We start from the raw sequence: 22675 nt of genomic DNA, 5'->3' as shown, positions 1-22675 counted from the left end.
GTGATCGCCCATGTGATTTTGGGTGTCGGCCACGCCGGGCGACATGCCGCAGCCGTTTCATTTGACAAAATGTTGACTCGGCCGATCATGTATCGATAGCTGCTCCCGACACTGGATCGCTCAACCGAGGAGACCTTGATGAAGTCCATTCTTTCGATGCTGGCGGGTGCTGCCGCACTCACGATCAGCGTTGCCGTGTTCCCGGCCATGGCCGCGGACGGCGACGGCATTGTCGTCTACAACGCCCAGCATGAAAGCCTTGCCAAGGAATGGGCTGAAGCCTTCACCAAGGAGACCGGCATCAAGGTGACGCTGCGCAATGGCGGCGACAGCGAGTTCTCCAACCAGATCGTGGCGGAAGGCAAGGCTTCGCCGGCCGACGTCTTCCTCACCGAGAATTCGCCGGCCATGGCGCTGGTCGATGCGGCCGGCCTGTTTGCGCCGATCGACGCCGACACCCTGGCGCTGGTGCCGGAACAGTATCGCCCGTCCGACGGCAAGTGGGTCGGCATCGCAGCGCGCAGCACCGTCTTCGTCTACAACAAGGAAAAGCTCAAGGAAGACCAGCTGCCGAAGTCGCTGCTCGACCTCGCCAACGCCGACTGGAAGGGCCGCTGGGGCGCATCGCCATCCGGCGCCGACTTCCAGGCAATCGTTTCAGCCCTGCTCGAGATCAAGGGCGAAGAGGCGACAGCCACCTGGCTCAAGGCCATGAAGGAGAACTTCAAGCCGTTCAAGGGCAACAGCACGGTGCTGAAGGCGGTGAATGCCGGCCAGGTCGATGGCGGCGTGATCTATCACTACTACTATTTCGGCGACCAGAATAAGACCGGCGAGAACAGCAAGAACGTCGTGCAGTACTACTTCAAGAACCAGGATCCGGGCGCTTTCGTCTCGGTTTCCGGTGCCGGCGTACTCGCCTCGTCCAAGAACGCCAAGGACGCCCAGGCCTTCGTGAAGTGGCTCGCCGGCAAGGATGGCCAGGACATCCTGAAAACCGGCACCTCTTTCGAATATGCCGTCGGCAATGGTGCGGAATCGAACGCCAAACTCGTGCCGCTGACCGACCTGCAGGCTCCCAAGATCGACCCGCAGAAGCTCAACTCCAAGAAGGTGACCGATTTGATGACGGCTGCTGGCTTGCTTTAGCCGGCATTCATCCTAATAAGGACCGCACAGACAACGCTCCCGCGGTCCCCGCGGGAGCATTTCGTTTCAGAGACCAACTCCCCAGATGGCCAAGCAGCCCATAGCCCTTCCCCTCATCCAGGCCCGCCGCATGGCGGGACAGCGCGGGTGACTTGATGGCTTCGGGCGAACTCGCGCAGACCGAGGCGCCGGCTCGCATGCCCTTTCGGCGAGCTCCAGCCCGCGCCTTTCCGCTGATCACGCTGACGGCGATCGTCATTTCCATCCTGGCGCTGCTGCCGCTTGCCTTCGTGGTCTTCATTGCCATCCAGACCGGCTGGGCGACAGTTGTGCAACTGGTGTTCCGGCCACGCGTCGGCGAACTGCTCGTCAACACCGTCCTTCTCGTCCTACTGGCGGTGCCGATTTGCGCGGTGCTGTCGGTGGCGCTTGCCTGGTTGACGGAGCGCAGCGATCTGCCTGGTGCGCGGCTGTGGTCATGGCTTGCCGTAGCACCGCTGGCGGTACCGGCCTTTGTGCATTCCTACGCCTGGATCACCTTCTGGCCGGATCTCAATGGCCTGTTCGCCGGTGCCTGGGTTTCGGTGATCGCCTATTTCCCCTTCCTCTATTTGCCGGTTTCCGCCGCCTTCCGCCGTCTCGATCCTGCTCTGGAAGATGCCGCCGCTTCTTTGGGCCTCAGCCCCTGGCGTGTTTTCTTCCGGGTGGTGCTGCCGCAACTGCGCCTGGCACTATGCGGCGGCGCGCTGCTGGTCGGGTTGCACCTGCTTGCCGAATATGGCCTCTACGTCTTTGTCCGCTTCGACACCTTCACCACCGCGATCGTCGACCAGTTCCAGTCGACCTTCAACGGCCCAGCCGCCAACATGCTGGCCGGCGTCCTGGTTGCCTGCTGTCTTGTGCTGCTAACGCTCGAGATACTGGTGCGAGGCGAGGAGCGCTATGCCCGTGTCGGTTCCGGTGCCGCTCGCCTGAAGCAGCGTACGGCACTCGGCCGCGCTACCTTGCCTTGCCTGGCGTTGCCGGTCGTCGTTACGCTGCTGGCCATCGGCGTGCCGTTCCTGACCATCGGCCGCTGGCTCATCGCCGGCGGCAGTGACGTCTGGCGCATGGATGAGATCGGCCTGGCACTCGGCCAGACCCTGTTCCTGGCCGTAGCGGGGGGCGTGCTGGCAACCATCGCCGCGACGCCGATGGCATGGCTGTCGATCCGCGCCCCCGGCCGCCTGCAACGTATCCTGGAAGGCTGCAACTATGTGGTCGGAGCATTACCCGGCGTTGTGGTTGCACTGGCGCTGGTCACCATCGCGGTGCGCGTCGTCCAGCCGCTTTACCAGACGCTTGCCACCATCCTGTTTGCCTATGTGCTGATGTTCCTGCCGCGCGCGCTGGTGTCGCTGCGTGCCTCGATCGCGCAGGCGCCGGTGGAACTGGAACGTGCTGCGGGCAGCCTGGGCCGTTCGCCGCTGAAAGCGCTCTGGGCAACGACCATCCGCCTGTCGGCGCCGGGTGCTGCCGCTGGCATGGCGCTGGTGGCGCTTGGCATCATGAACGAGTTGACCGCTACCCAGATGCTGGCCCCCAACGGCACGCGTACGCTGGCCATGGCCTTCTGGAACTACAGCGGCGAGATCGACTATGCGGCAGCTGCGCCCTATGCGGCGATCATGGTGCTGATGTCGCTGCCCCTTACCTGGCTGCTGTATGTGCAGTCGAAGCGAATGGCCGGCCAATGAGTTTCCTGGAAATCGCCTCACTGTCGAAGAACTACGGCCCGGTTGCTGCCGTTGCCGGCATCGATCTTGCCGTCGCAGCCGGCAGCCGCACCGCCATCGTCGGTCCTTCCGGCTGCGGCAAGACCACGTTGCTGCGCCTCATCGCCGGCTTCGAGGCGCCGGACGGCGGCCACATCACGCTCGACGGCAAGCTGCTCGCCAATGGCGGCACCAGCGTGCCCGCACACCTGCGCGGGATCGGCCTGGTGGCGCAGGATGGCGCCCTGTTCCCGCATCTGACCATCGCCGGCAATATCGGCTTCGGCCTCGACCGCAAGGAACCCCGGCGCGACGAACGCATTGCTGAGCTGGCTTACATCGTCGGCCTGGACAAAAGCGTTCTCACCCGTCGGCCGCATCAGCTTTCGGGCGGCCAACAGCAGCGCGTGGCGCTGGCTCGCGCTATGGCGATGAAGCCGCGCCTGATGCTGCTCGACGAGCCTTTTTCGGCGCTGGACACCGGCCTGCGCGCCTCCATGCGCAAGGCGGTGGCTGAAATGCTGGAAAGCGCCGGCATCACCACCATCCTGGTCACACACGACCAGGCCGAAGCACTCTCTTTCGCCGACCAGGTCGCCGTCATGCGCGAGGGCCGGTTCTCGCAGATCGGCACGCCCCGGGACCTCTATCTCAGGCCCAAGGACCGCATGATCGCCGAATTCCTCGGCGACGCCATCGTTCTGTCGGCAAAGATCGCCAACGGTTATGCCGAATCCACGCTCGGCCGCATTGCCGTCGACGGCCGGGAACGGCGCGAGGTCGCCCGCATCATGCTGCGGCCCGAGCAGGTTCTGCTTGCCGCAGCGACGCGCGCGGAACTTGCTGTTGCGAAGCCTGGCGTACTCTTCGGTGAAGTCACCGAATCCGAATTCGGCGGCGCGGCATGCGCTGTCGCCATCAAACTGCTCAACAGTCCCGATCCGCCCGAAGCAGCCGCCATCGGTTCGACGCCGCTGATCCTGAAGAAGCCCGGCGTCGATGCACCCTCGGTCGGGGACCTCGTGCGCATCAGCGTCGTCGGCAAGGCGCACGTGTTCAGCTGACAACGGCTCACCCAGGCCCCTTGTCCAGCCCTGGAGCGCTTCCGTCTCTCACGGAGACGCTCTAGACTCGCTTCCCTGCGCCATCGAACCAATGCAGCTTACTGGCCGGAACCAGGACTTCGAGGCCGTCACCCGGCCTGGCGGCGGCACGACCCGCTACCCTGACGACGATACGGCCACCGGCGGCGGCGCAATAAAGGAAGCTTTCGGCACCCACCGGCTCGACCGCTTCGACGATGGCTGACAGTTTGAGGGAACCGGACGGCTTCGTTCCTTCCCCGAGGACATCGGCATCTTCCGGGCGAAAACCAAGCGTCGCAGCATGCGCCGGCGCTGTCACCCCCAGTCCTGCGCCATTGGCGAAGAACTTCTCCGGCGTATCGGCCGGGCTGTCGGGCTTGGCCGATACGGCGAGCAGGTTCATCGGCGGCGCGCCGATGAAGGAAGCGACGAAGGTCGAGGCCGGTTTCTCGTAGATGTCGAGGGGAGCACCCATCTGTTCGACAAGCCCGGCATTCATCACCACAAGGATATCGGCCAGTGTCATCGCCTCCAGCTGGTCATGCGTGACATAGACCGAGGTGACGCCCAGCGAGCGCTGCAGGTTCTTGATCTCCACGCGCATCTGCCCGCGCAGCTTGGCGTCCAGATTGGAAAGCGGCTCGTCGAACAGGAACACTTTCGGATTGCGCACGATGGCGCGCCCCATGGCGACGCGCTGGCGCTGGCCCCCGGAAAGCTCGCGTGGCCGCCTGTCGAGCAGATGCGACAATTCCAGCACTTTGGCGGTCGAGCGCACGCGCGAATCGATCTCGTCCTTCGGCGTACCGCGGTTGCGCAGGCCGTAGGCCATGTTGTCGTAGACCTTCATGTGCGGATAGAGCGCATAGTTCTGGAACACCATGGCGATGTCGCGCTCGGTCGGCCCGACGGCATTGACCACCTTGCCGTCGATGGCGCAGGTGCCTGACGAGATGGTCTCCAGGCCGGCGATCATGCGCAGCAGCGTGGACTTGCCGCAGCCGGATGGGCCGACCAGCACGCAAAGCTCCTTGTCGGGTATGGCGATCGACACGCCTTTCACCGCCTCCACCCCGCCGGGGTAGACCTTGCGCACGTCCTTCAGGTCAACTGTCGCCATCTATTCTCATTTCTCCGTATCGACGAGACCGCGCACGAACCAGCGCTGCATCAGCACGACGACCAGGATCGGCGGCACGATGGCAAGGATCGCCGTCACCATCACCAGATGCCATTGCGTATCGGCGTCGGCAAAGGACACCATCTTCTTCAGCGCAATGACGATGGTGGTCATGTCATTGCGGTTGGTGACCAGCAGCGGCCACAGATACTGCGTCCAGCCGTAGATGAAGAGGATGACGAACAGCGCCGCTATGTTGGTGCGCGACAGCGGCAAGAGGATATCGAAGAAGAAACGCCAGGGGCCGGCGCCATCGACCCGCGCGGCCTCGACCAGTTCGCCCGGAATGGTCATGAAGAACTGACGGAACAGCAGCGTTGCCGTTGCTGAAGCGATCAGCGGAATGATCAAGCCGGCATAGGTGTCGATCAGGCCGAGGTCGACCATGACCTTGTAGGTCGGCAGGATGCGGACCTCGACTGGCAGCATCAGCGTGATGAAGATCAGCCAGAAGATCGCCATCCGGAACGGAAACCGGAAGAACACGATGGCGTAAGCGGACAGGATCGAGATCACGATCTTGCCGACCGCGATGCCCAGCGCCATCACCGTTGTGTTCCACAGCAGGGTACCGGCGCCCACACCCCCCAGGCGCCCGGCGCCGCCGAAAAGCGCTTCACTGTAGTTGTTCCAGAATTCGCCGCCGGGCACGAGCGGCAGCGGCGGCCTCAGGATCGTCTGCAATGTCTGCGTGGACGCGACGAAGGTGTAGTAGATCGGGAAGGCGACGATCACCAGGCCGAGGATCAGGATGGCGTGGGCGACATAGATGCCACGCGCCGACTGGCCGATCATCAGCTTGTCATGCCCGCTGACGGGCACCTTCGGCTCAGCCATAATGCACCTTCCTTTCCACATAGCGGAACTGGATGGCGGTAAGTGCAATGACGATGATCATCAGGATGACCGACTGTGCCGCGGAGGAGCCGAGGAGCAGGTTTACAAAGCCGTCATTGTAGACCTTGTAGACCAGCGTCTCCGTCGCCTTGCCCGGCCCGCCGCCGGTGACGGCATGCACGATGCCGAACGTGTCGAAGAAGGCATAGGTCGTGTTGATGACCAGCAGGAAGAAAGTGGTCGGCGCAAGCAGCGGGAAAACGATCGTCCAGAAGCGTTTCGTCTCTCTTGCGCCGTCGATCGCGGCGGCTTCGATCAACGTTTTGGGGATCGCCTGCAGCCCAGCGACGAAGAACAGGAAGTTGTAGCTGATCTGTTTCCAGGCAGCGGCGGCCACCAGCAGGATCATCGCATCGGTGCCGTTGAGCACCGGGTCCCAGGCAATGCCGATCTTGCGCAGCAGGATCGCCAGCGAACCGATCGACGGATTGAACAGGAAAAGAAACAGCATGCCGGCGATGGCAGGCGCCACGGCGTAGGGCCAGATCAGAAGCGTGCGGTAGAGACCTTTGCTGCGCACCACCTTTTCAGCCATGACCGCCAAAAGGAGAGCAGCGATCATGGCTACCGCGGCCGTGGCCACCGAAAAGACCACGGTGACCTTGATGGAATGCAGATAGTTCGGGTCAGCCAGCACCTTCTTGAAATTGTCGAACCAGACGAATTTCGATTTCAGACCGAAAGGATCTTCCTTCAGCATCGACTGGTAGAGCGCCTGCGCCGCCGGCCAATAGAAGAACACCAGCGTGATCGCGAGCTGCGGTGCCACCAGAAGGTAAGGCAGCACCCTGTTGGGAAAGACGACGCGGGGGGTCATGCGCCACCCCGCGCTTCAAAAGCCCCGTGTATCTCCGCCGGCCAGGAAGCGCGGTGGAGAAGCGAGCCGGTGGAGATCAGCGAACGAAGGACTGGGCGCTGCAAGCGTGTCAGTTCCCGAGCGCTTCCTTGATGGCGGCATTGCCGCGCGAGACCGCATTGTCGAGCGCCTGCTGAGCAGTCTGCTGACCGGCAAGCATCTTCTCATATTCCTCGTTCTGGATATCGCGGACCTGCGGCAGGTTGGGCAGGCGGACACCCTTGGAATTGTCGGTCGGCTCCTTGCCCATCATCTGCAGGATCGGCGTTTCGCGGCCGGGGTTCTTCTCGTAGAAGCCTGACTTCTTGGTCGCCTCATAGGCAGCCAGCGTTACCGGCAGATAACCGGACTTCTGGTGCAGGAACTCCTGCACTTCCGTCTTCGACAGATAGGTGAAGAAGGCAGCCACGCCCTTGTACTGTTCCTCGGACTTGCCGCCGAAGACCCACAGGCTTGCGCCGCCCGGTGTTGTGTTCTGCGGTGCGCCCGGTGCATCGCTGTCATAAGGCAACTGGCCGATGCCATAGTTCATGCCCGATTTGACGATGTCGCCGAGGCCACCGGAGGATTCGGTGAGAATACCGCACTCGCCGGCAAGGAAGAGCTGCTTGGCTTCCGAGGTGCGGCCCCCATATTTGAAGGTGCCGTCCTTGGCAAGATCAGCCAGCGCCTGGAAATGGTTGACATAGATCGGCGCGTTGATCTTCAGTTCGACGTCGCCGCCCGCGAGGCCATTCTGCTGCGTCGCCCACGAGACATTGTTCCAGGCCGCGAAATTCTCGGTATGGATCCAGGTCAGCCAGGTCGAAGTGTAGCCGCATGCGGCGGCACCGCTCGACTTGATCTTCTTGGCGGCTTCCCAGACCTCGTTCCAGGTTTTCGGCGGCTTGCTCACGTCCAGCCCCGCCTTCTGGAAAATATCCTTGTTGTAATAAAGGATCGGCGAGGAGGAATTGTAGGGGAAAGACAGCATGGTGCCATCCGGCTTCGAATAGTAGGCAACGATGCCGGGCAGATACTGGGCCTTGTCGAATTGCGCGCCTGACTCAGTCAGCACGTCCGCGACCGGCTTTACCGCGCCTTCGGCGGCCATCATCACGCCCGTGCCGACATCGAACACCTGCAGGATATCGGGAGCCTGCTTGGCGCGGAAAGCTGCAATGCCGGCATTCAGCGCTTCCGGATAGGTGCCCTTGAACACCGGGACGATCTCGTAGTCCTTCTGGCTAGCGTTGAAGTCCTTGGCGATCTTGTCGACGACTTCGGCGTTGGCGCCAGTCATGGCATGCCACCAGCTGATCTGCGTGACGGCAAAGGCCGAGCTTGTGGTGGTGCCAAGGACGAATGTGGCGGCGACCCCGGCCGCAAGACCGCGAAACGTCATGTCTCTCTCCCTTATCCATTGGCGAACGCAAACGTCCGCAGACAGGAGTATGGGTCGAATACGATGAGCCGACAACGTTTTTGTTTCGAGTGCGACTATCGTAGTAGCGTTTGGCTTGCGACTGGCTTTCGAATTGCAAGAAATTCCTTAGCCGACATCACGCATGCCGGCTTTTGGCCGATATCCGAAATGTCGGGCCTGCTCGCTTGCCGCCGGTTCGCTCGGGATCGGGCGCTTAATTAGCCAGCGCTGCGTCCATCAGCCGCTTGGCATCGTCGCCCGCCCATTCGGCCGGACCGTTCATGTGGCCGATCAGGCAGCCCTCGCCATCGACCAGAAGCGTAACCGGCAGGCCGAGCGCCAGCCCGCGTTTCTTCAGGTCATTGAACACGTCCATCGAGGCGTCGCGGTAATGCGCGAGCGACTTCACGCCGATCTCGTCGAGGAAAGCCTTTGGCTTGGCATCATCACCGGTGTCGACATTGACCGTCATCACCTCGAACCTGTCCGAGCCCTTTTCTTTCTGCAGCGCATCGAGCGCCGGCATCTCTGCACGGCATGGCGCACACCAGGTTGCCCAGAGATTGACCAGCACGGTCTTACCGGCGCGGTCGGCCAGCGTCATCGGCTTGCCGTCAGGGCCGTTGAAGGCGAGTGTCTTCAGGGACTGCGGCGGATCGGCCGGCAGAAGGGCCGCGACCTGGCCGGTCGCCGCGGCAGCCACCTTCTTGGCGCGGTCGGCCTTGGCGGTGCAGACCGTGTCATCCTGGCCGGCAGAAGCCGTTGCAGCCGAACCCGGCTCATTGTTGCCAGACCCGCTCTGCCTGACATATACCGCGACCGCACCGGCCAGCACGCCGGCGATGATTGCGGCCAGGATCAGCCGTGGGGCGGGAAAGAGTTTCTTGCCGTCTGCCATGTCTAAAGATGTCTCCGGGAAACGGGTTATAGCGATGAGCGACAAGAAGGCCAGCAACCAGATGTGGGGCGGACGATTTGCCTCGGGCCCGGCCGCGATCATGGAAGCGATCAACGCATCCATCTCGTTCGACCGCAAACTTTACGGACAGGACATCCGCGGTTCGCTCGCCCACAGTGAGATGCTGGCCGAAACAGGCATTATTTCGACGGACGATCAACAGAAGATCGCTCACGGCCTGAACACGATTTTGAAAGAGATCGAATCCGGCCACTTCGAGTTCTCGACCCGGCTGGAAGACATCCACATGAATGTCGAAGCGCGTCTTGCCGAGCTGATCGGACCTGCAGCCGGCCGACTGCACACCGCGCGTTCGCGCAACGACCAGGTCGCGCTCGATTTCCGGCTCTGGGTGAAGGACGAGTTTCATCGCGTGGCGGAAGCCCTGAAGGGACTGATCGCCGCCTTCCTGGTGCGGGCCGAGGAACATGCCGCCACCGTCATGCCTGGCTTCACCCATCTGCAGACCGCGCAGCCGGTGACCTTTGGCCATCACTGCCTGGCCTACGTCGAAATGTTCGCGCGCGACCTGTCGCGCGTGCGCGACGCTATCGAGCGCATGGACGAAAGCCCGCTGGGCGCGGCCGCCCTGGCCGGCACCGGCTTCCCGATCGACCGCCACAAGACGGCCAAGGCTCTTGGCTTCCGCGAACCGACCCGCAATTCGCTCGACAGCGTCTCCGACCGCGACTACGCGCTGGAATTCCTGTCGGTGGCGGCGATCTCGGCCACGCATCTGTCGCGGCTGGCCGAGGAAATAGTCATCTGGTCGACCCCGCAGTTCGGCTTCGTACGCCTGTCGGATTCCTTCTCGACCGGCTCTTCGATCATGCCGCAGAAGAAGAACCCCGATGCGGCCGAGCTGGTGCGCGCCAAGACCGGCCGTGTCAACGGCCATCTCGTCGGCCTGCTCACCGTCATGAAGGGTCTGCCGCTGACCTATTCCAAGGACATGCAGGAAGACAAGGAAGCCGTCTTCGACGCTGCCGAGACGCTCGACCTGATGCTTGCCGCGATGACCGGCATGGTCGGCGACATGACGGTCAACGTAACGGCGATGAAAAAGGCAGCCGGCTCCGGTTATTCGACCGCCACCGACCTCGCCGACTGGCTGGTGCGCACGCTCGGCCTGCCGTTCCGGGAAGCACATCACGTCACCGGCCGCGCGGTGGCGCTTGCCGAAGCCAGGAAGGTCGGCCTCGAAAAACTGACGCTGGAAGACCTGCGGTCGATCCACGACGGCATCACCGAGGACATCTTCACGGTCCTGTCCGTGCAGAACTCGGTCAGGAGCCGCACTTCGTTCGGCGGCACCGCGCCGTCGGAGGTGCGCAAACAGATCCGTTACTGGAAAAAGCGCCTCGCCAAGGCGTGATGCCGGATGCAATGCCCGAGAAACTCCGCTACAAGCGACTGCTCGAAACGCACGGACGGAAACAACGATGACGGCAGGCAGGATACTGGTGACGCTGACGGTTCTAGCAGCGGTAACGGCAGTGACGGCCTGCGGACGCCGCGCCGGGCTCGACACGCCTTACGAAGCCGCCGTGCAGGCTCGCAAGGATGCCGCAAAGGCCAAGGAGCCGCTGCCACCGGAGCCGACCAAACCGGAAACGGACAAGCCGTTCATTCTCGACAAGCTGATCCAGTAGCCTTCCGGACGAGTTTCCCGTGAACCATTTCGAATACCGTGACGGCATCCTGCATGCCGAGGACGTGGCGATACCCGCGATCGCGGCAAGCGTCGGCACTCCGTTCTACTGCTACTCGACGGCGACGCTGACGCGCCATTTCCGGGTCTTCTCCGAAGCCTTCGCCGAACTCGACGCGCTGGTCTGCTACTCGCCGAAGGCGAATTCCAACCAGGCCGTGCTGCGCACGCTGGCCAAGCTCGGTGCCGGCGCGGACGTGGTTTCGGAAGGCGAACTGCGCCGGGCGCTCGCAGCCGGCATCCCGGCCGAAAAAATAGTCTTTTCCGGCGTCGGCAAGACGGCGCGCGAGATGGACTTTGCACTCGCCGCCGGCATTCACTGCTTCAATGTCGAATCCGAGCCGGAGCTCGAACTGCTGTCGGCGCGCGCCGTGGCGGCGGGAAAGACAGCGCCGGTGTCGCTGCGCGTCAATCCGGATGTCGACGCCAGGACACACAAGAAGATCTCCACCGGCAAGGCCGAAAACAAGTTCGGCGTGCCCTGGCAGCGGGCCCGCGAGGTCTATAAGCGTATGGCCGAGTTGCCGGGCATCAAGGCAATCGGCATCGATACCCATATCGGCAGCCAGATCACCGAACTGCAACCTTTCGACGATGCCTATCGGCTGCTCGCCGAACTCGCCATGACGCTGCGCGCCGATGGTCATGCCATCGAGCACATCGATCTCGGCGGCGGCCTGGGCATCCCTTACAAGACCGACAACAACCCACCGCCATTGCCGGATGCCTATGCAGGCATCGTGAAGAAGCATGTCGGCGGACTGGGGCTGAAGGTGATCTTCGAGCCGGGCCGCCTGATCGTCGGCAACGCCGGCATCCTGGTGGCCGAGGTGATCTACCTCAAGGAGGGCGAAGCCAAGAATTTCGTCATTATCGACGCGGCGATGAATGACCTGATCCGCCCGACACTTTATGACGCCTACCATGACATTCGCCCGGTTCGTCTGGGTCCGGCCGACGGGCCGCGCATCCGCGGCGATGTGGTGGGTCCGGTCTGCGAAACCGGCGACTATCTGGGGCATGACCGCGACCTGCCGAAGCCAAAAAGCGGCGACCTGATTGCGATTGGTACGGCCGGAGCCTATGGCGCGACCCAGTCCAGCACCTACAACACGCGCCTGCTGGTGCCGGAGGTGCTGGTCGACGGCGATCGTTTCGCCGTCGTGCGCCCGCGCCGGACTTATGAAGATCTGATCGGCCTGGATGCGATCCCGGATTGGCTGACCTGAACGGCCTGAAGGTCGGATCGGGTCTTCGCGCCAACCAACTTCACAGGCTCGCCAGCACATCGCCTTGACGGCGCCGATCCTGTCTTCGTCGCGCTGATAGAACATGCATTGCTTGATGCTTGGAGCGCACCGGCCCTGACTGCGAACACGCGCATATGTTCGCCGAGTGTGGCTCGCAAGATCTTCACAGGGAGCCCAAGTGGCGTTTCTGCCGGAGTTCGGCTTAGATTCCACGTGCACGCCAACCAGACCAGGCCATGGAAGACCAACTCCTTGAGGATGCGGCAAGCGTTTCGCGCAGTCGCCGAAACGTAGCAGAATTTGCAAGTACCGGGCAGGCTATTGAAGGAATTGCTGCATGAAGCCCTTCCAGATCAGTATCGCCGATGAACAGATCGAGGACCTGAAAAAACGAGTGCGCCAAGCGCGCTGGCCCGGTTCGATATTTCAGAGCGGAGACGAGGATGGGGTAAGCCTCGCACTCGTTCAAAAGCTCGCAACACGTTGGTCGGACGAGTTTGATTGGCGCGCGCGGGAAGCGCAATTGAACGAGCTGCCCCAATTCACCGTCGATATCGACGGGCAAGACATTCATTTCATCCACAAGAAGGGCGCGGGACCGAATGCGCGCCCCCTTATATTGACGCACGGCTGGCCAGGCTCCTTCGTAGAGTTCGAAAGAATAATACCACTGCTGACGGACCCGGGCTCACACGGAGGTGACCCGCGCAATGCATTTGACGTCGTGGTGCCCTCGCTTCCTGGCTTCGGCTTCTCAGCAGCGCCAAGGCAACCTGGATTTAGTGCCCGACGGGTTGCCGGACTTTGGCAGAAGCTGATGCTTCAACTTGGCTATGAGCGATATTTTGCGCAGGGTGGCGATATCGGGGCGGGCGTATCGGCCTGGCTTGCTGCTCTCTATCCGGGCTCCGTCGAAGGGGTTCACCTGAATTACATTCCCGGAAGTTTTCGACCGCCATTGGGGGCGGACTACCCGGCCATTACAAGTGAAGAACAGCAGTTCCTGGATCGGGCCACGATGTTCGCAAGCGTGGAAGGTGCCTATTCGCTGCTGCAGGCGACCAAACCGCAGACGCTTTCGTTCGCCTTGTCTGATAGCCCGATCGGTTTGCTGGGCTGGATAGCCGAAAAATTTGCAAGTTGGTCCGACTGTGACGGCGATCTCGAGACGGTGATATCTGCAGATGCGCTGCTGACGAATGTCTCGATCTACTGGTTTGGAAACACCATCGACTCGTCCCTTCGAATGTACAAGGAAAACAGGCTGCAGCCTTTTTCGTTTCCGGGCGTCTCAAGCGTAAACGTGCCGATGTCGTTCGCACATTTCCCGAAGGAACTGCCCACTCCACCGCGCTCATGGGTCGAGCGCATATTTAATGTGCGTCGATGGACAGATATGCCGAAGGGCGGGCATTTCGCCGCGCTTGAACAGCCCGAGCTCCTGGCCCGCGATATTCAAGATTCATTCCCTTTCGAAAATCGAACATGACCGTGCGCTGTCGATTTCCGACTGAGAACTCTCTCGGTGGAGATGCAGATGAAAACTCGGACGCGGATCGAACCGCTGATGCCGTCGCCGAGGATGCGCGCGCCGGACTCTGAGAAGACCTGGTCGGCCGGGATCGGCTGGCGCTGCCGTCCTCACAGGCTCTCCAGCACCATGGCCTTGACCGCGCCGATCCTGTCTTCGTCGCGCTGGTAGAAGATCCATTGCTTGATGCGCTTGGAGCGCACCAGCCCTGACTGCGAAAGCACGCGCATGTGCTCGCTGAGCGTGGCCGGCGTGATGCCGAGCTTGTCGGCGATCAGCAAAGCGCAGACGCCATCCGCGACAAGATCGCCGTCCACCTGTGGCGGGAAATGCGCCACCGGATCCTTGAGCCAATCGAGGATCTGCAGCCGGCGGGTATTGGCGATTGCCTTGAAAATTTCAGCCTCTTGCATTTAGTCATTTTGCCAAGTTACTAATTCATGTCAACAGCAGAATGTCGGAGCCTTGCAATGTCAGCCGAAACCCAGATCACGCCCGAACGCATCAGCCGGACCGAGGCGCTGATCAGGCCGCATGTCAGGCGCACACCGGTGTTGTCCATCGACATGGTCGATTTTGGCCACGCCGCCTTTCCGGTGCGATTGAAACTGGAATGCCTGCAGCATTCCGGTTCCTTCAAGGCGCGCGGCGCTTTCTCCAACCTGCTGCAGCGTGATGTTCCAAAGGCCGGCGTCGCCGCGGCTTCCGGCGGCAATCACGGCGCCGCCGTTGCCTACGCCGCCATGCGTCTCGGTGTTCCTGCAACGATCTTCGTGCCCAGCGTGTCGCCAAAAGCCAAGACCGATCGCATTCGCAGCTATGGCGCCGAGCTGGTGATCGCCGGCGACCGGTACGCCGACGCGCTCGCGGCCAGCGAAGCCCATGTCGCCAGGACCGGTGCCATGTCCGTGCACGCTTTCGAGCAGGTCGAAACAATGCTCGGCCAAGGCACGCTCGGGCTCGAGATCGAACAGGATCTGCCTGACATCGACACCCTGCTGGTTGCGGTCGGTGGCGGCGGGCTGATTGGTGGAATTGCTGCCTGGCTTGACGGACGCGTGCGGATCGTTGCCGTCGAACCCGAAGGTTCACCGACATTGCACAACGCCTTTGCCGCCGGCCAGCCCGTCGATGCCCCGACAGAGGGCATCGCTGCGGACTCGCTGGCGCCGAAGCGCGTCGGCTCACTGATGTTCCCGATCGCACAGAACTACATCGAGCGTTCGATCCTGGTCAGCGACGACGACATCGTGGCGGCGCAGAAAGCGTTATGGGATGCGGTGCGGGTTGCAACTGAACCCGGCGGAGCCGCCGCCTTCAGCGCCTTGCTCTCGGGCAGGTACCAGCCGGCCCCGGGTGAACGCGTGGCTGTGCTGGTCTGCGGTGCCAACACCACGGCGGTGCAATTCTAGCCGGACCGGCAGCCGGTAAAGTTCGTCGGCCATATAAACATGATTTAAAACATCAAGTTTACTGGAAACCTGTCATCGACTGTGGCATGGGAGACGTATCGGGCGAAGGCGCAGGCCTGCAGCCCGACATCCATGCCGCATTCGAATGGACAGCCCCATGAGCCAACTCACCGCAGAAACCCTCGTCGAGGACGACAATATCCGCATGGCGATGGAAAAATTCCATGCCGAGCACGAGGAATATGCCGTCGAGACCGGTGTCGAGCATCAATGGGAATTCGAGACGCATTACGGCTCGCTGAGCGCCGTCCTGGCGGATCGCAGCGTATCGATCCGTGTTTCCGCCGAAGATGAGACCTGCCTGTCCTACATGAAGATGGTCGTTGCCGGTCACATCGCCGAGTATCTCGGCAGCACGCGCGGCCTGCGCTGGAACGGCGACGGGGCCGAAGCCGGCACGCCGGTGTTCTTCCGTGAAATCACCGTCCAGTCTTCAACCCGCATATCGACGCATATGCAGAGGGTGCGCTTCACCGGCGACAATCTCGCTCGTTTCGCCAGCGGTGGACTGCACATGCGACTGCTCTTACCCCCCAGAGGCCGCAAGCCGGTCTGGCCGACGCTGGGTGCCGACGGCCTGATGGTCTGGCCATCGGGTGACGATGCGCTGACCGTTCGGGTCTACACGATCCGCGCCATCGACCCCGTGGCCGGATGGTTCGACGTCGACTTTGTCCTTCATGAGGGCGAGAACACACCGGCCGCGACCTTCGCTGCCAACGCCAGACCCGGCGAAATCATCGGCTTGATCGGCCCGGGCGGCGGAGACGCGTCCGACCAACGCAACCTGCTGCTTTTCGGCGATGACACTGCGCTGCCAGCGATCGGGCGTATGCTGGACAGTCTCGCTCCGGAAAGCCGGGCAGACGTCTTCGTCGAGGTCGACAGCCCCGCAGATACCTTGCCGCTGGCCGAAGGCGACAACATCAGCATCACCTGGCTTTACCGGCACGGCGGCGAACCCGGCACCGCCAATCTGCTTTCGCAGGCGTTGCGGGGTATAGACCGGGCATCACTGGCCGATGACGTCTTCGTCTGGGCCGGCTGCGAGTTCGGCGATTTCCGCGAACTGCGCCGGATCGTGCGCAAGGAATGGGGCCTGAAGAAAGACCGGCAGCTGATCGTCGCCTACTGGCGGCGTGGAACGTCGGGCGAGGAAGGCGTGAGAAGCGAGGACTAGAGCGTTTCCGTCTTTCACGGAAACCTCCAGCTCTTTGTTTTCAAGGCAATTCCGGTCGCGAAACTGCCACGCATTCTTTGCTGGAATCGCTCCAGCCTCGCCTCAGCGCCGGTCAGCGACCATGGAAATCGCCGGGATCGCGGCCAGCGCAATGACACCGGCGGCGGCAAAGAAGATGCCGTAGCCGAAATGTTGCGCGGCATAGCCGGCAATGACACCGCCAGCCATGCCGACCAGTGCATCCATGCACTGGAACAGGGTGAAATCCACGCCGGCCTGCTTCGGATCCGACCAGCGCATGAACTGCGCATAAAGTGCGACGAAGCCGAGCGCCATGACACCCGACGAAGCAAAGATGGCCACGACGATCAGCACGGGCTGCGGGATGCCGCCGACCAGATTGTAGCAGGCGAAGAAGAACAGCCCCGCCGCCTGCAGCGCCAGCGCCAGCACCAGTACGTTGCGCATGCCCCAGGATTTCACCAGGGCGCCGCCGAAAAGGGCCGCAGCAACGCCGACGAACATCGACCCTATGCCGTTGACGAGACCGACGGCGGTCAGGTCGAGCCCGGCATCGATGAGGAAAGGACCCAGCATGCCGAGCGCCACTTTCTGGGCGATCACATAGATTGCCGCGGCTGCGAGACCCCGACGGATCTCCGGCCGTTTGAGCGCGGTGAGCAGCGACGGCACGTGCCCGCGCGCGTCGTCCGGCAGGACCGGCGTCGGCGCAAACAGGAATGGCAGGCCGAGCAGCAGCAGCAGCGCTGCCATCGCCCAGATACCGATCTGCCAGCCGGAGGCACCGACCAGCATCAGGAAGAGCCCGCCGCCCAGCGCCGAACCCAAATAGGCGCCGCCGACCTGTGCGGCATTGCCCCAGCCGTGATATTCCTTGGCAAGGCTCTGCACCGCATAACCGTCGCAGGCAATGTCGACCGTGGAGGCTGCGAACGCGACGATGGTGAGCAAGGCAAGCACCGGCAGAACGGCGGCCGGGCCGATCGCGCCGACTGCAAACAGGCCGATCGCCGAAATGAGGCCACCGACCAGCACGATCGTGGCTGTGCGATTGCCGCCGTTCGCAGGCAGGCGGTAACGCTCCACCGCCGGCGACCACAGGAATTTCAACGCCCAGGGCAGCACGATCAGCGACACCAGACCGATTCGATCGAGCGGCACGCCTTCGCTGCGCATGATGGCGGGAAGGCCGATCCAGGTAACCCCGCCGATGACGCTCTGGGCGATGTAGAGCCCGCCAACCGCTGTCAGCACCGCAAACGGCGATGCCCCTTTCCTTGAGACGTTGCCGTGCATCAGAACCGATACCTCAGGCTGCCGAACACGGACCGACCTTCGTCGCGATAGCAGTTGCCGGCCTGGCAGACGGTGCCCTGCTTGTTGAACAGGTTCTTGGCGTTCACCTGCAGCGTCAGCCCCTGCATATCGGGGTTGCGATAGCCGAAGTCATAGGAAAGCGCGGCGTCCACATAGGTGCGCGCGGCGTTCCTGAAGCTGTTGGTGTCGTCGCCATAGCTTTCGCTGGAATAGCGGACGCCTGCGCCGAGCCCGAGCCCGGCCAGGGCATCGGCCTCGAACTTGTAGTTGCCCCAAAGAGCCAGCACGTCGTTTGGCGTCGCCGACAATTCCTTGCCGATCGTGCCGGCGGCACCCTTTTCGATCTTCATGCGCAGATGCGTATAGGAGGCGATCAGGCCGAAACCATTGTCGAAGGACGCATTCGCCTCCAGCTCGATGCCACGCGAATTGAGATCGAGCTGGCGCTGACGCTGGTTGCCCTGCTCGTCGAAGGTGCCGTCATAGACGAGGCCGTCCTTCTGGCTGATGTCGAAATAGGCGGCACTGAGCACCGCGTTGGTGTCGGGGATCTCATATTTGACGCCGACTTCCATCTGCTCGGCCGTGGTCGCACGCGCCACACGACGGATGTTGCTCACAGGGTCATAGACGTAACCGATGTTGGGCGAGAACGAGGTCGAGTAGTTGGCGTAGGGAATGATGCCCCAGTCGGTGCGGTAGGAAAGACCGAGCCGCCAGGAGAAGTCGCGGTCGCGTTGCTTGCTCTTGTTGTATTCGGCATCCCTTGACGCGGTGTCGACCCAGTCATAGCGGCCCGACGCGAACAAAGTGAAATTGTTCCACTCCATCTGGTCATGCAGATAGGCACCGGTCTGGTTGAGTTCCTGGCCGCGCGTGAAGGGGACCGGTTGCGCGGCAACGTCCGCAGCTGAAATGTAAGACACTGCGCTGTGCGAGCCATAACGCGCCCAGCTGTAGTCGAGGCCGGCAACAGCGGTGTGTTTGACTGCCCCGGTGTCGAAGGTGAACTGCGCCATGTTGTCGACGACGAAGTTCTTCATGTCCTCGCGGTAGTGCCCCCAGTACCGTTTCAGGGGCTGGTTCGGCGCCGGCGCGTAGTGGAGGCTGTATTCCATGTCGGTGTCGACGGCGTTGTAGCGAAGGTTCTGCCGCACCGTCAGCAGATCGCTGAAGCGGTGTTCGAATTCGTAGCCGACACGGCCCTGGTTTTGGCGGAAGTCGTTCCAGGCAGGATCGCCTTCATAGAGATCGGAACGCACGCCATAGGACGGATTGTAGAAGGAGGCCGTGCCGCCGGTGACCGAGCGCGACAGTTCGCCAAGGATGGTGAGTTTGGTGTCTTCGTCCGGCTTGAAGGTGAACGCCGGTGCGAAATAGGCCTTGTCGTCTGGGTATCCCGGCAGTTCCGTCCCGCTTTTGCGGGCAAGGCCGGTGAAGCGATACAGCAGGGTCTTGTCCTCGTTCGCCGGGCCGGTGATGTCGAAAGCGCCTTGGTAGCGGTTGTATTCGCCGCCAAGCACTTCAATCTCGCGGAAATTCTCGTCCTTGGGACGCTTGGTGATGACGTTGACGATGCCACCTGGGCCGCTGACGCCATAAAGTGACGAGGCAGGCCCCTTCAGGATGGTGACACCCTCGATGCCATAGGGCTCGGTTTTGAACCAGGCCGAAGGGCCGTTGTACTGGCGCAGCCCATCGCGGAACATGCCGTTGTAGTAGGCTTGGAAGCCGCGCAGGAAAAAGGCGTCATAACGGCTGTCAGAACCATAGGCGTTGGGGTTGGCGCTGGCGGTATAGTTAAGCGCTTCGTTCAGTGAACGCGGCTTCTGGTCTTCGATCTGGTCTTGCGTGATGACGGTGATCGCTTGCGGGATCTGCACGATCGGCGTGTCGACCTTGGTGCCGTCGCGGTCCTGTTTGGCGACGTAGCCATTCTGTTTCAGCGTGTCGCCGCTCTCGGATTCGAGGGTGATTTTCTCAAGCAGGGTGGCATTGCCTTCCTGGGCTTTCGCAGCCGGTAGGGACACAAGCCCAAGTGCGCCTCCGAGCGCTAAAATCTCGAACCGGCGAACCAGTGACTGCGACCCCATGCTTGTCTCCTTTTTTGAGTGCAGCCTCGCCTCACAAATATGACTATTTGAGTCAAGTATGATCGACGAATTTTGCGATCGCATTTTTGTCGTGTTGCGATAACGCCACGGCCGATGCCGGAGGCGACGACAACGTGAACCGGCTTTTCGCGATGCCGCCTCGCCTTTGCCGTGTTTGCTGCTATGATTTTGAATCGTGAGGCCGCGCCATTCCGGCCGGCTTTCCGGAGAGCCGATGACAGAGCGACCCACATCCGGCACCGAGCGCAACCTGGCGGTGCGGCTGGCCGCCAGCAGGCTGGCGACGCGTGCCGTCATGGTGGTGGAGCGCGCCTGGCCGCTGCTCCTGCCCCTCCTGCTCGTTGTCGCATTGTTCCTGTCCGTGACCTGGCTCGGCCTGTTCGCGCGGCTGCCGGACATAGCCCGTTTTGCCGTTGTCGCCCTGTTCGGTGCCGCAGCGCTTGCCGCACTTTATCCGTTGCGTTTCTTCAGCCTGCCGACGGCATCCGAAATCGACACTCGTATCGAGGCCGCCAACGCGCTCCTTCACAGCCCGTTGCGCGTCCAGACGGATCGGCCCGGCGGCGAAGCCGGTGAGTTTGCGCAGGCGCTGTGGCGCGAGCATCAGAAACGCATGGCTGCCAGACTGGATTCGCTGGGCACCGACCTCCCTGCCACCGGTGTAGCCCGACGCGACCCTTGGGCTGTGCGCGCGGTTGTCGCCCTGCTGCTTGTGGTTTCCCTGGCGTTTTCCTATGGCCCGCAAGGCGGCCGCATCGGCGATGCCTTCAGCGCGGCCGGCACGCGCGATGCCGTGCCACCGCGCATCGACGCCTGGGTGACACCTCCCGGCTATACGGGCAAGCCGCCGATCTTCCTGAGCACCGACGCCACCCGCAAGGACGGGACTTTCACGGTGCCGCAAGGCAGCGACGTCACTGTGCGCATTACCGGTGGAGCGAATGACGAAACGGTCGTCTATGCCGAGACGAATGGTAACAGCCGTGAGATCAAGCCCGATGCTCCGGCCAAGACCGACACCGCTGCCAACGGTCCCGCACCGGCAAATGCGGTGCACCAGTTCAACGGCAAGCTCATCACGGATGGCGCGCTTGTGCTGAAATCCGGCAATGACGAGCTCGGGCGCTGGGCATTCGCGGTGACTCCGGACATTGCGCCGCAGATCCGCTTCGCTGGCGAGCCGCGGCGTGCCGCGAACGGCACCGCGGAAATCAACTACCAGATCGACGACGACTATGGTCCGGCAAAGGCGCTTGCGGAGTTCAAGCTGGCCGAGCAGCAGGCACCGGATGCACGCCCGCTCTACGGTGCACCCGAGATGTCGCTGGCGTTGCCGCGGCGCGGCGCCAAGAACAACGCGGCACGCACCACCAAGGACCTGACGGACCATGTCTGGGCGGGTGCCAGCGTGAAGGTGACGCTGGAGGCGACAGACGGCGCCGGCCAGACCGCCCGCAGCGAAACCAAGACCTGGACACTGCCGGAAAGGCCCTTTGCCAATCCGCTGGCACGGGCCGTCATCGAGCAGCGCCGGCTGCTTGCGCTCGACGCCAACGCCAGGCCGCGCGTCCTCGACCTGATGGATGCGATCACGCTCCGTCCTGAGGACACGTTCGATTCGATGTCGAACTACCTTGGACTGACGAGCGCCCGCAGCCGGCTGAAACTTGCCAGCACCGACGACGAGCTACGTGGCGTCGTCTCCTATCTGTGGGATCTCGCGCTCGGCATTGAGAATGGCAGCCTGTCGAACGCCGAGAAACGATTGCGTCAGGCCCAGCAGGCCCTGCAGGATGCGCTGCAGAATGGCGCCAGCGACGAGGAAATCGACAAGCTCATGAAGGAGCTGCGCCAGGCGATGGCCGATTTCATGCGCGAGCTGGCGCAGCGCAATCCGCAGGGCAAGGAACAGCCTCTGCCGGACGACGCCCGCGTCCTCAGTGAAAACGACCTCAAGCGCATGATGGACCAGATCGAGGATCTGGCGAAATCCGGCGATCGCGACAAGGCGCAGCAATTGCTGTCCGAGCTGCAGGACATGATGAACAATCTGCGCACCGCCCGCCGGCAGAACCAGAACCAGCAGAACAGCGAGATGCGCCAGCAGATGGACAAGCTTGGCGATATCATGCGCCGCCAGCAGGAGATGATGAACGAGACCTACCGTACCGACCGGCAGCAGCGCAGGCAGAACGGTGAGGAAGGGACCGACCAGGATATGCCCGGCCAGCAAGGCCAGCAGCGGCCGGACAGCAACGAAGGCCAGCAGAATGGTGCCGGTGGCGACAAGCCGATGACACCGGAAGAATTCGCCGATGCGCTGAAGCAATTGCAGGAAGGCCAGGGCAAGCTCAAGAGCGATCTGGAGAAGCTGAAGAAGGATCTGGAAGGCATGGGCATGGAGCCGAATGAAGGCTTCGGCGAAGCCGGCCGGTCCATGGGCGACGCCGAACAATCCCTGGGCGGCGGCGAAAGCGGCGCCGCCGTCGGGCAGCAAGGTCGCGCTCTGGAAGCTTTGCGACGTGGCGCCAAGGATATGATGCAGCAATTGCAGGCGATGCAGGGCGATGACGGCAACACCCAGGGTCGCCGGGATCGCGGCGGCAGCCGCGATCCGCTCGACAGGCCGACGAGGTCCGACGGCCCTGACGAAAACAGTTCGGTCAAGGTTCCCGACCAGATCGACATGCAACGCGCCCGCGAGATACTGGACGCGATCCGCAAACGCCTCGGCAACGCACTGAGCCCCGACATCGAGCGCAGCTATCTGGAGCGGTTGCTCAACCTCAAATAAG

The 22675-nt window shown here is 62.5% G+C and carries 18 protein-coding genes; 10 read left to right on the top strand and 8 right to left on the bottom strand.

Annotation, left to right across the window (positions count from 1 at the left end; translation table 11 throughout):
- The first annotated feature begins 138 nt into the window (after positions 1 to 138).
- From C1M53_RS14335 to C1M53_RS14325, 3 genes are all read left to right on the top strand, one after another.
- On the top strand, positions 139 to 1149 hold the full coding sequence (locus tag C1M53_RS14335) for an iron ABC transporter substrate-binding protein (RefSeq protein WP_129412854.1): 1011 nt from the start codon (positions 139 to 141) through the stop codon (positions 1147 to 1149).
- 197 nt (positions 1150 to 1346) lie between these two features.
- A complete protein-coding gene (locus C1M53_RS14330; RefSeq protein WP_245488602.1) occupies positions 1347 to 2885 on the top strand; it encodes an iron ABC transporter permease in 1539 nt (512 codons plus the stop codon).
- Complete coding sequence (locus C1M53_RS14325; RefSeq protein WP_129412852.1) at positions 2882 to 3967, top strand: ABC transporter ATP-binding protein; 1086 nt, start codon at positions 2882 to 2884, stop codon at positions 3965 to 3967. The genes C1M53_RS14330 and C1M53_RS14325 overlap by 4 nt, the downstream gene beginning before the upstream one ends.
- A 61-nt stretch (positions 3968 to 4028) precedes the next feature.
- Here the strand turns inward: C1M53_RS14325 and C1M53_RS14320 are convergent, their stop codons facing one another.
- The 5 genes from C1M53_RS14320 to C1M53_RS14300 form a co-directional block, all read right to left on the bottom strand.
- Complete coding sequence (locus tag C1M53_RS14320) at positions 4029 to 5108, bottom strand: sn-glycerol-3-phosphate import ATP-binding protein UgpC (RefSeq protein WP_129412851.1); 1080 nt, start codon at positions 5106 to 5108, stop codon at positions 4029 to 4031.
- Positions 5109 to 5114: 6 nt separating this feature from the next.
- Positions 5115 to 5963 (bottom strand): sn-glycerol-3-phosphate ABC transporter permease UgpE, encoded by an 849-nt coding sequence (gene ugpE / locus C1M53_RS14315; protein WP_129416175.1) that lies wholly within the window; start codon positions 5961 to 5963, stop codon positions 5115 to 5117.
- 34 nt (positions 5964 to 5997) lie between these two features.
- The gene (gene ugpA / locus C1M53_RS14310; RefSeq protein ID WP_129412850.1) at positions 5998 to 6882 is read right to left on the bottom strand and encodes a sn-glycerol-3-phosphate ABC transporter permease UgpA; all 885 of its coding nucleotides are present in this window, start codon (positions 6880 to 6882) and stop codon (positions 5998 to 6000) included.
- Between the two features lie 109 nt (positions 6883 to 6991).
- Positions 6992 to 8305: a sn-glycerol-3-phosphate ABC transporter substrate-binding protein UgpB gene (ugpB, locus tag C1M53_RS14305; protein ID WP_129412849.1), complete on the bottom strand. Its 1314-nt coding sequence runs from the start codon at positions 8303 to 8305 to the stop codon at positions 6992 to 6994.
- Between the two features lie 235 nt (positions 8306 to 8540).
- The gene (locus C1M53_RS14300; protein WP_129412848.1) at positions 8541 to 9224 is read right to left on the bottom strand and encodes a TlpA disulfide reductase family protein; all 684 of its coding nucleotides are present in this window, start codon (positions 9222 to 9224) and stop codon (positions 8541 to 8543) included.
- A gap of 34 nt (positions 9225 to 9258) precedes the next feature.
- Here C1M53_RS14300 and argH point away from each other — a divergent pair, with 34 nt between their 5' ends.
- The 4 genes from argH to C1M53_RS14280 all read left to right on the top strand — a co-directional run bounded on the left by argH (position 9259) and on the right by C1M53_RS14280 (position 13734).
- Positions 9259 to 10659, top strand: a complete 1401-nt coding sequence (gene argH / locus C1M53_RS14295; protein WP_129412847.1) for an argininosuccinate lyase — start codon at positions 9259 to 9261, stop codon at positions 10657 to 10659.
- A gap of 67 nt (positions 10660 to 10726) precedes the next feature.
- On the top strand, positions 10727 to 10936 hold the full coding sequence (locus C1M53_RS14290; RefSeq protein WP_129412846.1) for a hypothetical protein: 210 nt from the start codon (positions 10727 to 10729) through the stop codon (positions 10934 to 10936).
- Positions 10937 to 10955: 19 nt separating this feature from the next.
- Positions 10956 to 12224, top strand: coding sequence for a diaminopimelate decarboxylase (gene lysA, locus C1M53_RS14285; RefSeq protein ID WP_129412845.1), 1269 nt, complete (start codon positions 10956 to 10958; stop codon positions 12222 to 12224).
- Positions 12225 to 12582: 358 nt separating this feature from the next.
- A complete protein-coding gene (locus tag C1M53_RS14280; RefSeq protein WP_129412844.1) occupies positions 12583 to 13734 on the top strand; it encodes an epoxide hydrolase family protein in 1152 nt (383 codons plus the stop codon).
- A gap of 152 nt (positions 13735 to 13886) precedes the next feature.
- Here the strand turns inward: C1M53_RS14280 and C1M53_RS14275 are convergent, their stop codons facing one another.
- Positions 13887 to 14189, bottom strand: a complete 303-nt coding sequence (locus C1M53_RS14275; RefSeq protein ID WP_129412843.1) for a metalloregulator ArsR/SmtB family transcription factor — start codon at positions 14187 to 14189, stop codon at positions 13887 to 13889.
- 57 nt (positions 14190 to 14246) lie between these two features.
- Between C1M53_RS14275 and C1M53_RS14270 the strand changes: the two genes are divergently transcribed.
- A complete protein-coding gene (locus tag C1M53_RS14270; RefSeq protein ID WP_129412842.1) occupies positions 14247 to 15188 on the top strand; it encodes a threonine/serine dehydratase in 942 nt (313 codons plus the stop codon).
- Positions 15189 to 15345: 157 nt separating this feature from the next.
- On the top strand, positions 15346 to 16428 hold the full coding sequence (locus tag C1M53_RS14265; protein WP_129412841.1) for a siderophore-interacting protein: 1083 nt from the start codon (positions 15346 to 15348) through the stop codon (positions 16426 to 16428).
- Positions 16429 to 16530: 102 nt separating this feature from the next.
- On the opposite strand, the gene C1M53_RS14260 is transcribed toward C1M53_RS14265, so the two are convergent.
- On the bottom strand, positions 16531 to 17745 hold the full coding sequence (locus tag C1M53_RS14260) for an MFS transporter (RefSeq protein WP_129412840.1): 1215 nt from the start codon (positions 17743 to 17745) through the stop codon (positions 16531 to 16533).
- On the bottom strand, positions 17745 to 19859 hold the full coding sequence (locus C1M53_RS14255) for a TonB-dependent siderophore receptor (protein WP_129412839.1): 2115 nt from the start codon (positions 19857 to 19859) through the stop codon (positions 17745 to 17747). The genes C1M53_RS14260 and C1M53_RS14255 overlap by 1 nt, the downstream gene beginning before the upstream one ends.
- Positions 19860 to 20094: 235 nt before the next feature.
- Here C1M53_RS14255 and C1M53_RS14250 point away from each other — a divergent pair, with 235 nt between their 5' ends.
- On the top strand, positions 20095 to 22674 hold the full coding sequence (locus tag C1M53_RS14250) for a TIGR02302 family protein (protein ID WP_129412838.1): 2580 nt from the start codon (positions 20095 to 20097) through the stop codon (positions 22672 to 22674).
- Position 22675 lies beyond the last annotated feature (1 nt).

This window comes from Mesorhizobium sp. Pch-S (assembly GCF_004136315.1).
Classification (GTDB): Bacteria; Pseudomonadota; Alphaproteobacteria; order Rhizobiales; family Rhizobiaceae; genus Mesorhizobium.
Note: the sequence above shows the minus strand (reverse complement) of the source record. Positions and strands in the feature narration are given on the sequence as shown.

Excerpts from the sequence above, each read along its gene's own strand:
- C1M53_RS14255 (WP_129412839.1), bottom strand. The coding sequence starts at position 19,859 with ATGGGGTCGCAGTCACTGGTTCGCCGGTTCGAGATTTTAGCGCTCGGA.
- C1M53_RS14270 (WP_129412842.1), top strand. The coding sequence starts at position 14,247 with ATGTCAGCCGAAACCCAGATCACGCCCGAACGCATCAGCCGGACCGAG.
- C1M53_RS14275 (WP_129412843.1), bottom strand. The coding sequence starts at position 14,189 with ATGCAAGAGGCTGAAATTTTCAAGGCAATCGCCAATACCCGCCGGCTG.
- C1M53_RS14335 (WP_129412854.1), top strand. The coding sequence starts at position 139 with ATGAAGTCCATTCTTTCGATGCTGGCGGGTGCTGCCGCACTCACGATC.
- ugpA (WP_129412850.1), bottom strand. The coding sequence starts at position 6,882 with ATGACCCCCCGCGTCGTCTTTCCCAACAGGGTGCTGCCTTACCTTCTG.
- ugpB (WP_129412849.1), bottom strand. The coding sequence starts at position 8,305 with ATGACGTTTCGCGGTCTTGCGGCCGGGGTCGCCGCCACATTCGTCCTT.
- C1M53_RS14320 (WP_129412851.1), bottom strand. The coding sequence starts at position 5,108 with ATGGCGACAGTTGACCTGAAGGACGTGCGCAAGGTCTACCCCGGCGGG.
- C1M53_RS14325 (WP_129412852.1), top strand. The coding sequence starts at position 2,882 with ATGAGTTTCCTGGAAATCGCCTCACTGTCGAAGAACTACGGCCCGGTT.
- C1M53_RS14290 (WP_129412846.1), top strand. The coding sequence starts at position 10,727 with ATGACGGCAGGCAGGATACTGGTGACGCTGACGGTTCTAGCAGCGGTA.
- ugpE (WP_129416175.1), bottom strand. The coding sequence starts at position 5,963 with ATGATCGGCCAGTCGGCGCGTGGCATCTATGTCGCCCACGCCATCCTG.
- C1M53_RS14265 (WP_129412841.1), top strand. The coding sequence starts at position 15,346 with ATGAGCCAACTCACCGCAGAAACCCTCGTCGAGGACGACAATATCCGC.
- C1M53_RS14280 (WP_129412844.1), top strand. The coding sequence starts at position 12,583 with ATGAAGCCCTTCCAGATCAGTATCGCCGATGAACAGATCGAGGACCTG.
- C1M53_RS14250 (WP_129412838.1), top strand. The coding sequence starts at position 20,095 with ATGACAGAGCGACCCACATCCGGCACCGAGCGCAACCTGGCGGTGCGG.
- C1M53_RS14300 (WP_129412848.1), bottom strand. The coding sequence starts at position 9,224 with ATGGCAGACGGCAAGAAACTCTTTCCCGCCCCACGGCTGATCCTGGCC.
- C1M53_RS14260 (WP_129412840.1), bottom strand. The coding sequence starts at position 17,745 with ATGCACGGCAACGTCTCAAGGAAAGGGGCATCGCCGTTTGCGGTGCTG.
- C1M53_RS14330 (WP_245488602.1), top strand. The coding sequence starts at position 1,347 with ATGCCCTTTCGGCGAGCTCCAGCCCGCGCCTTTCCGCTGATCACGCTG.
- argH (WP_129412847.1), top strand. The coding sequence starts at position 9,259 with ATGAGCGACAAGAAGGCCAGCAACCAGATGTGGGGCGGACGATTTGCC.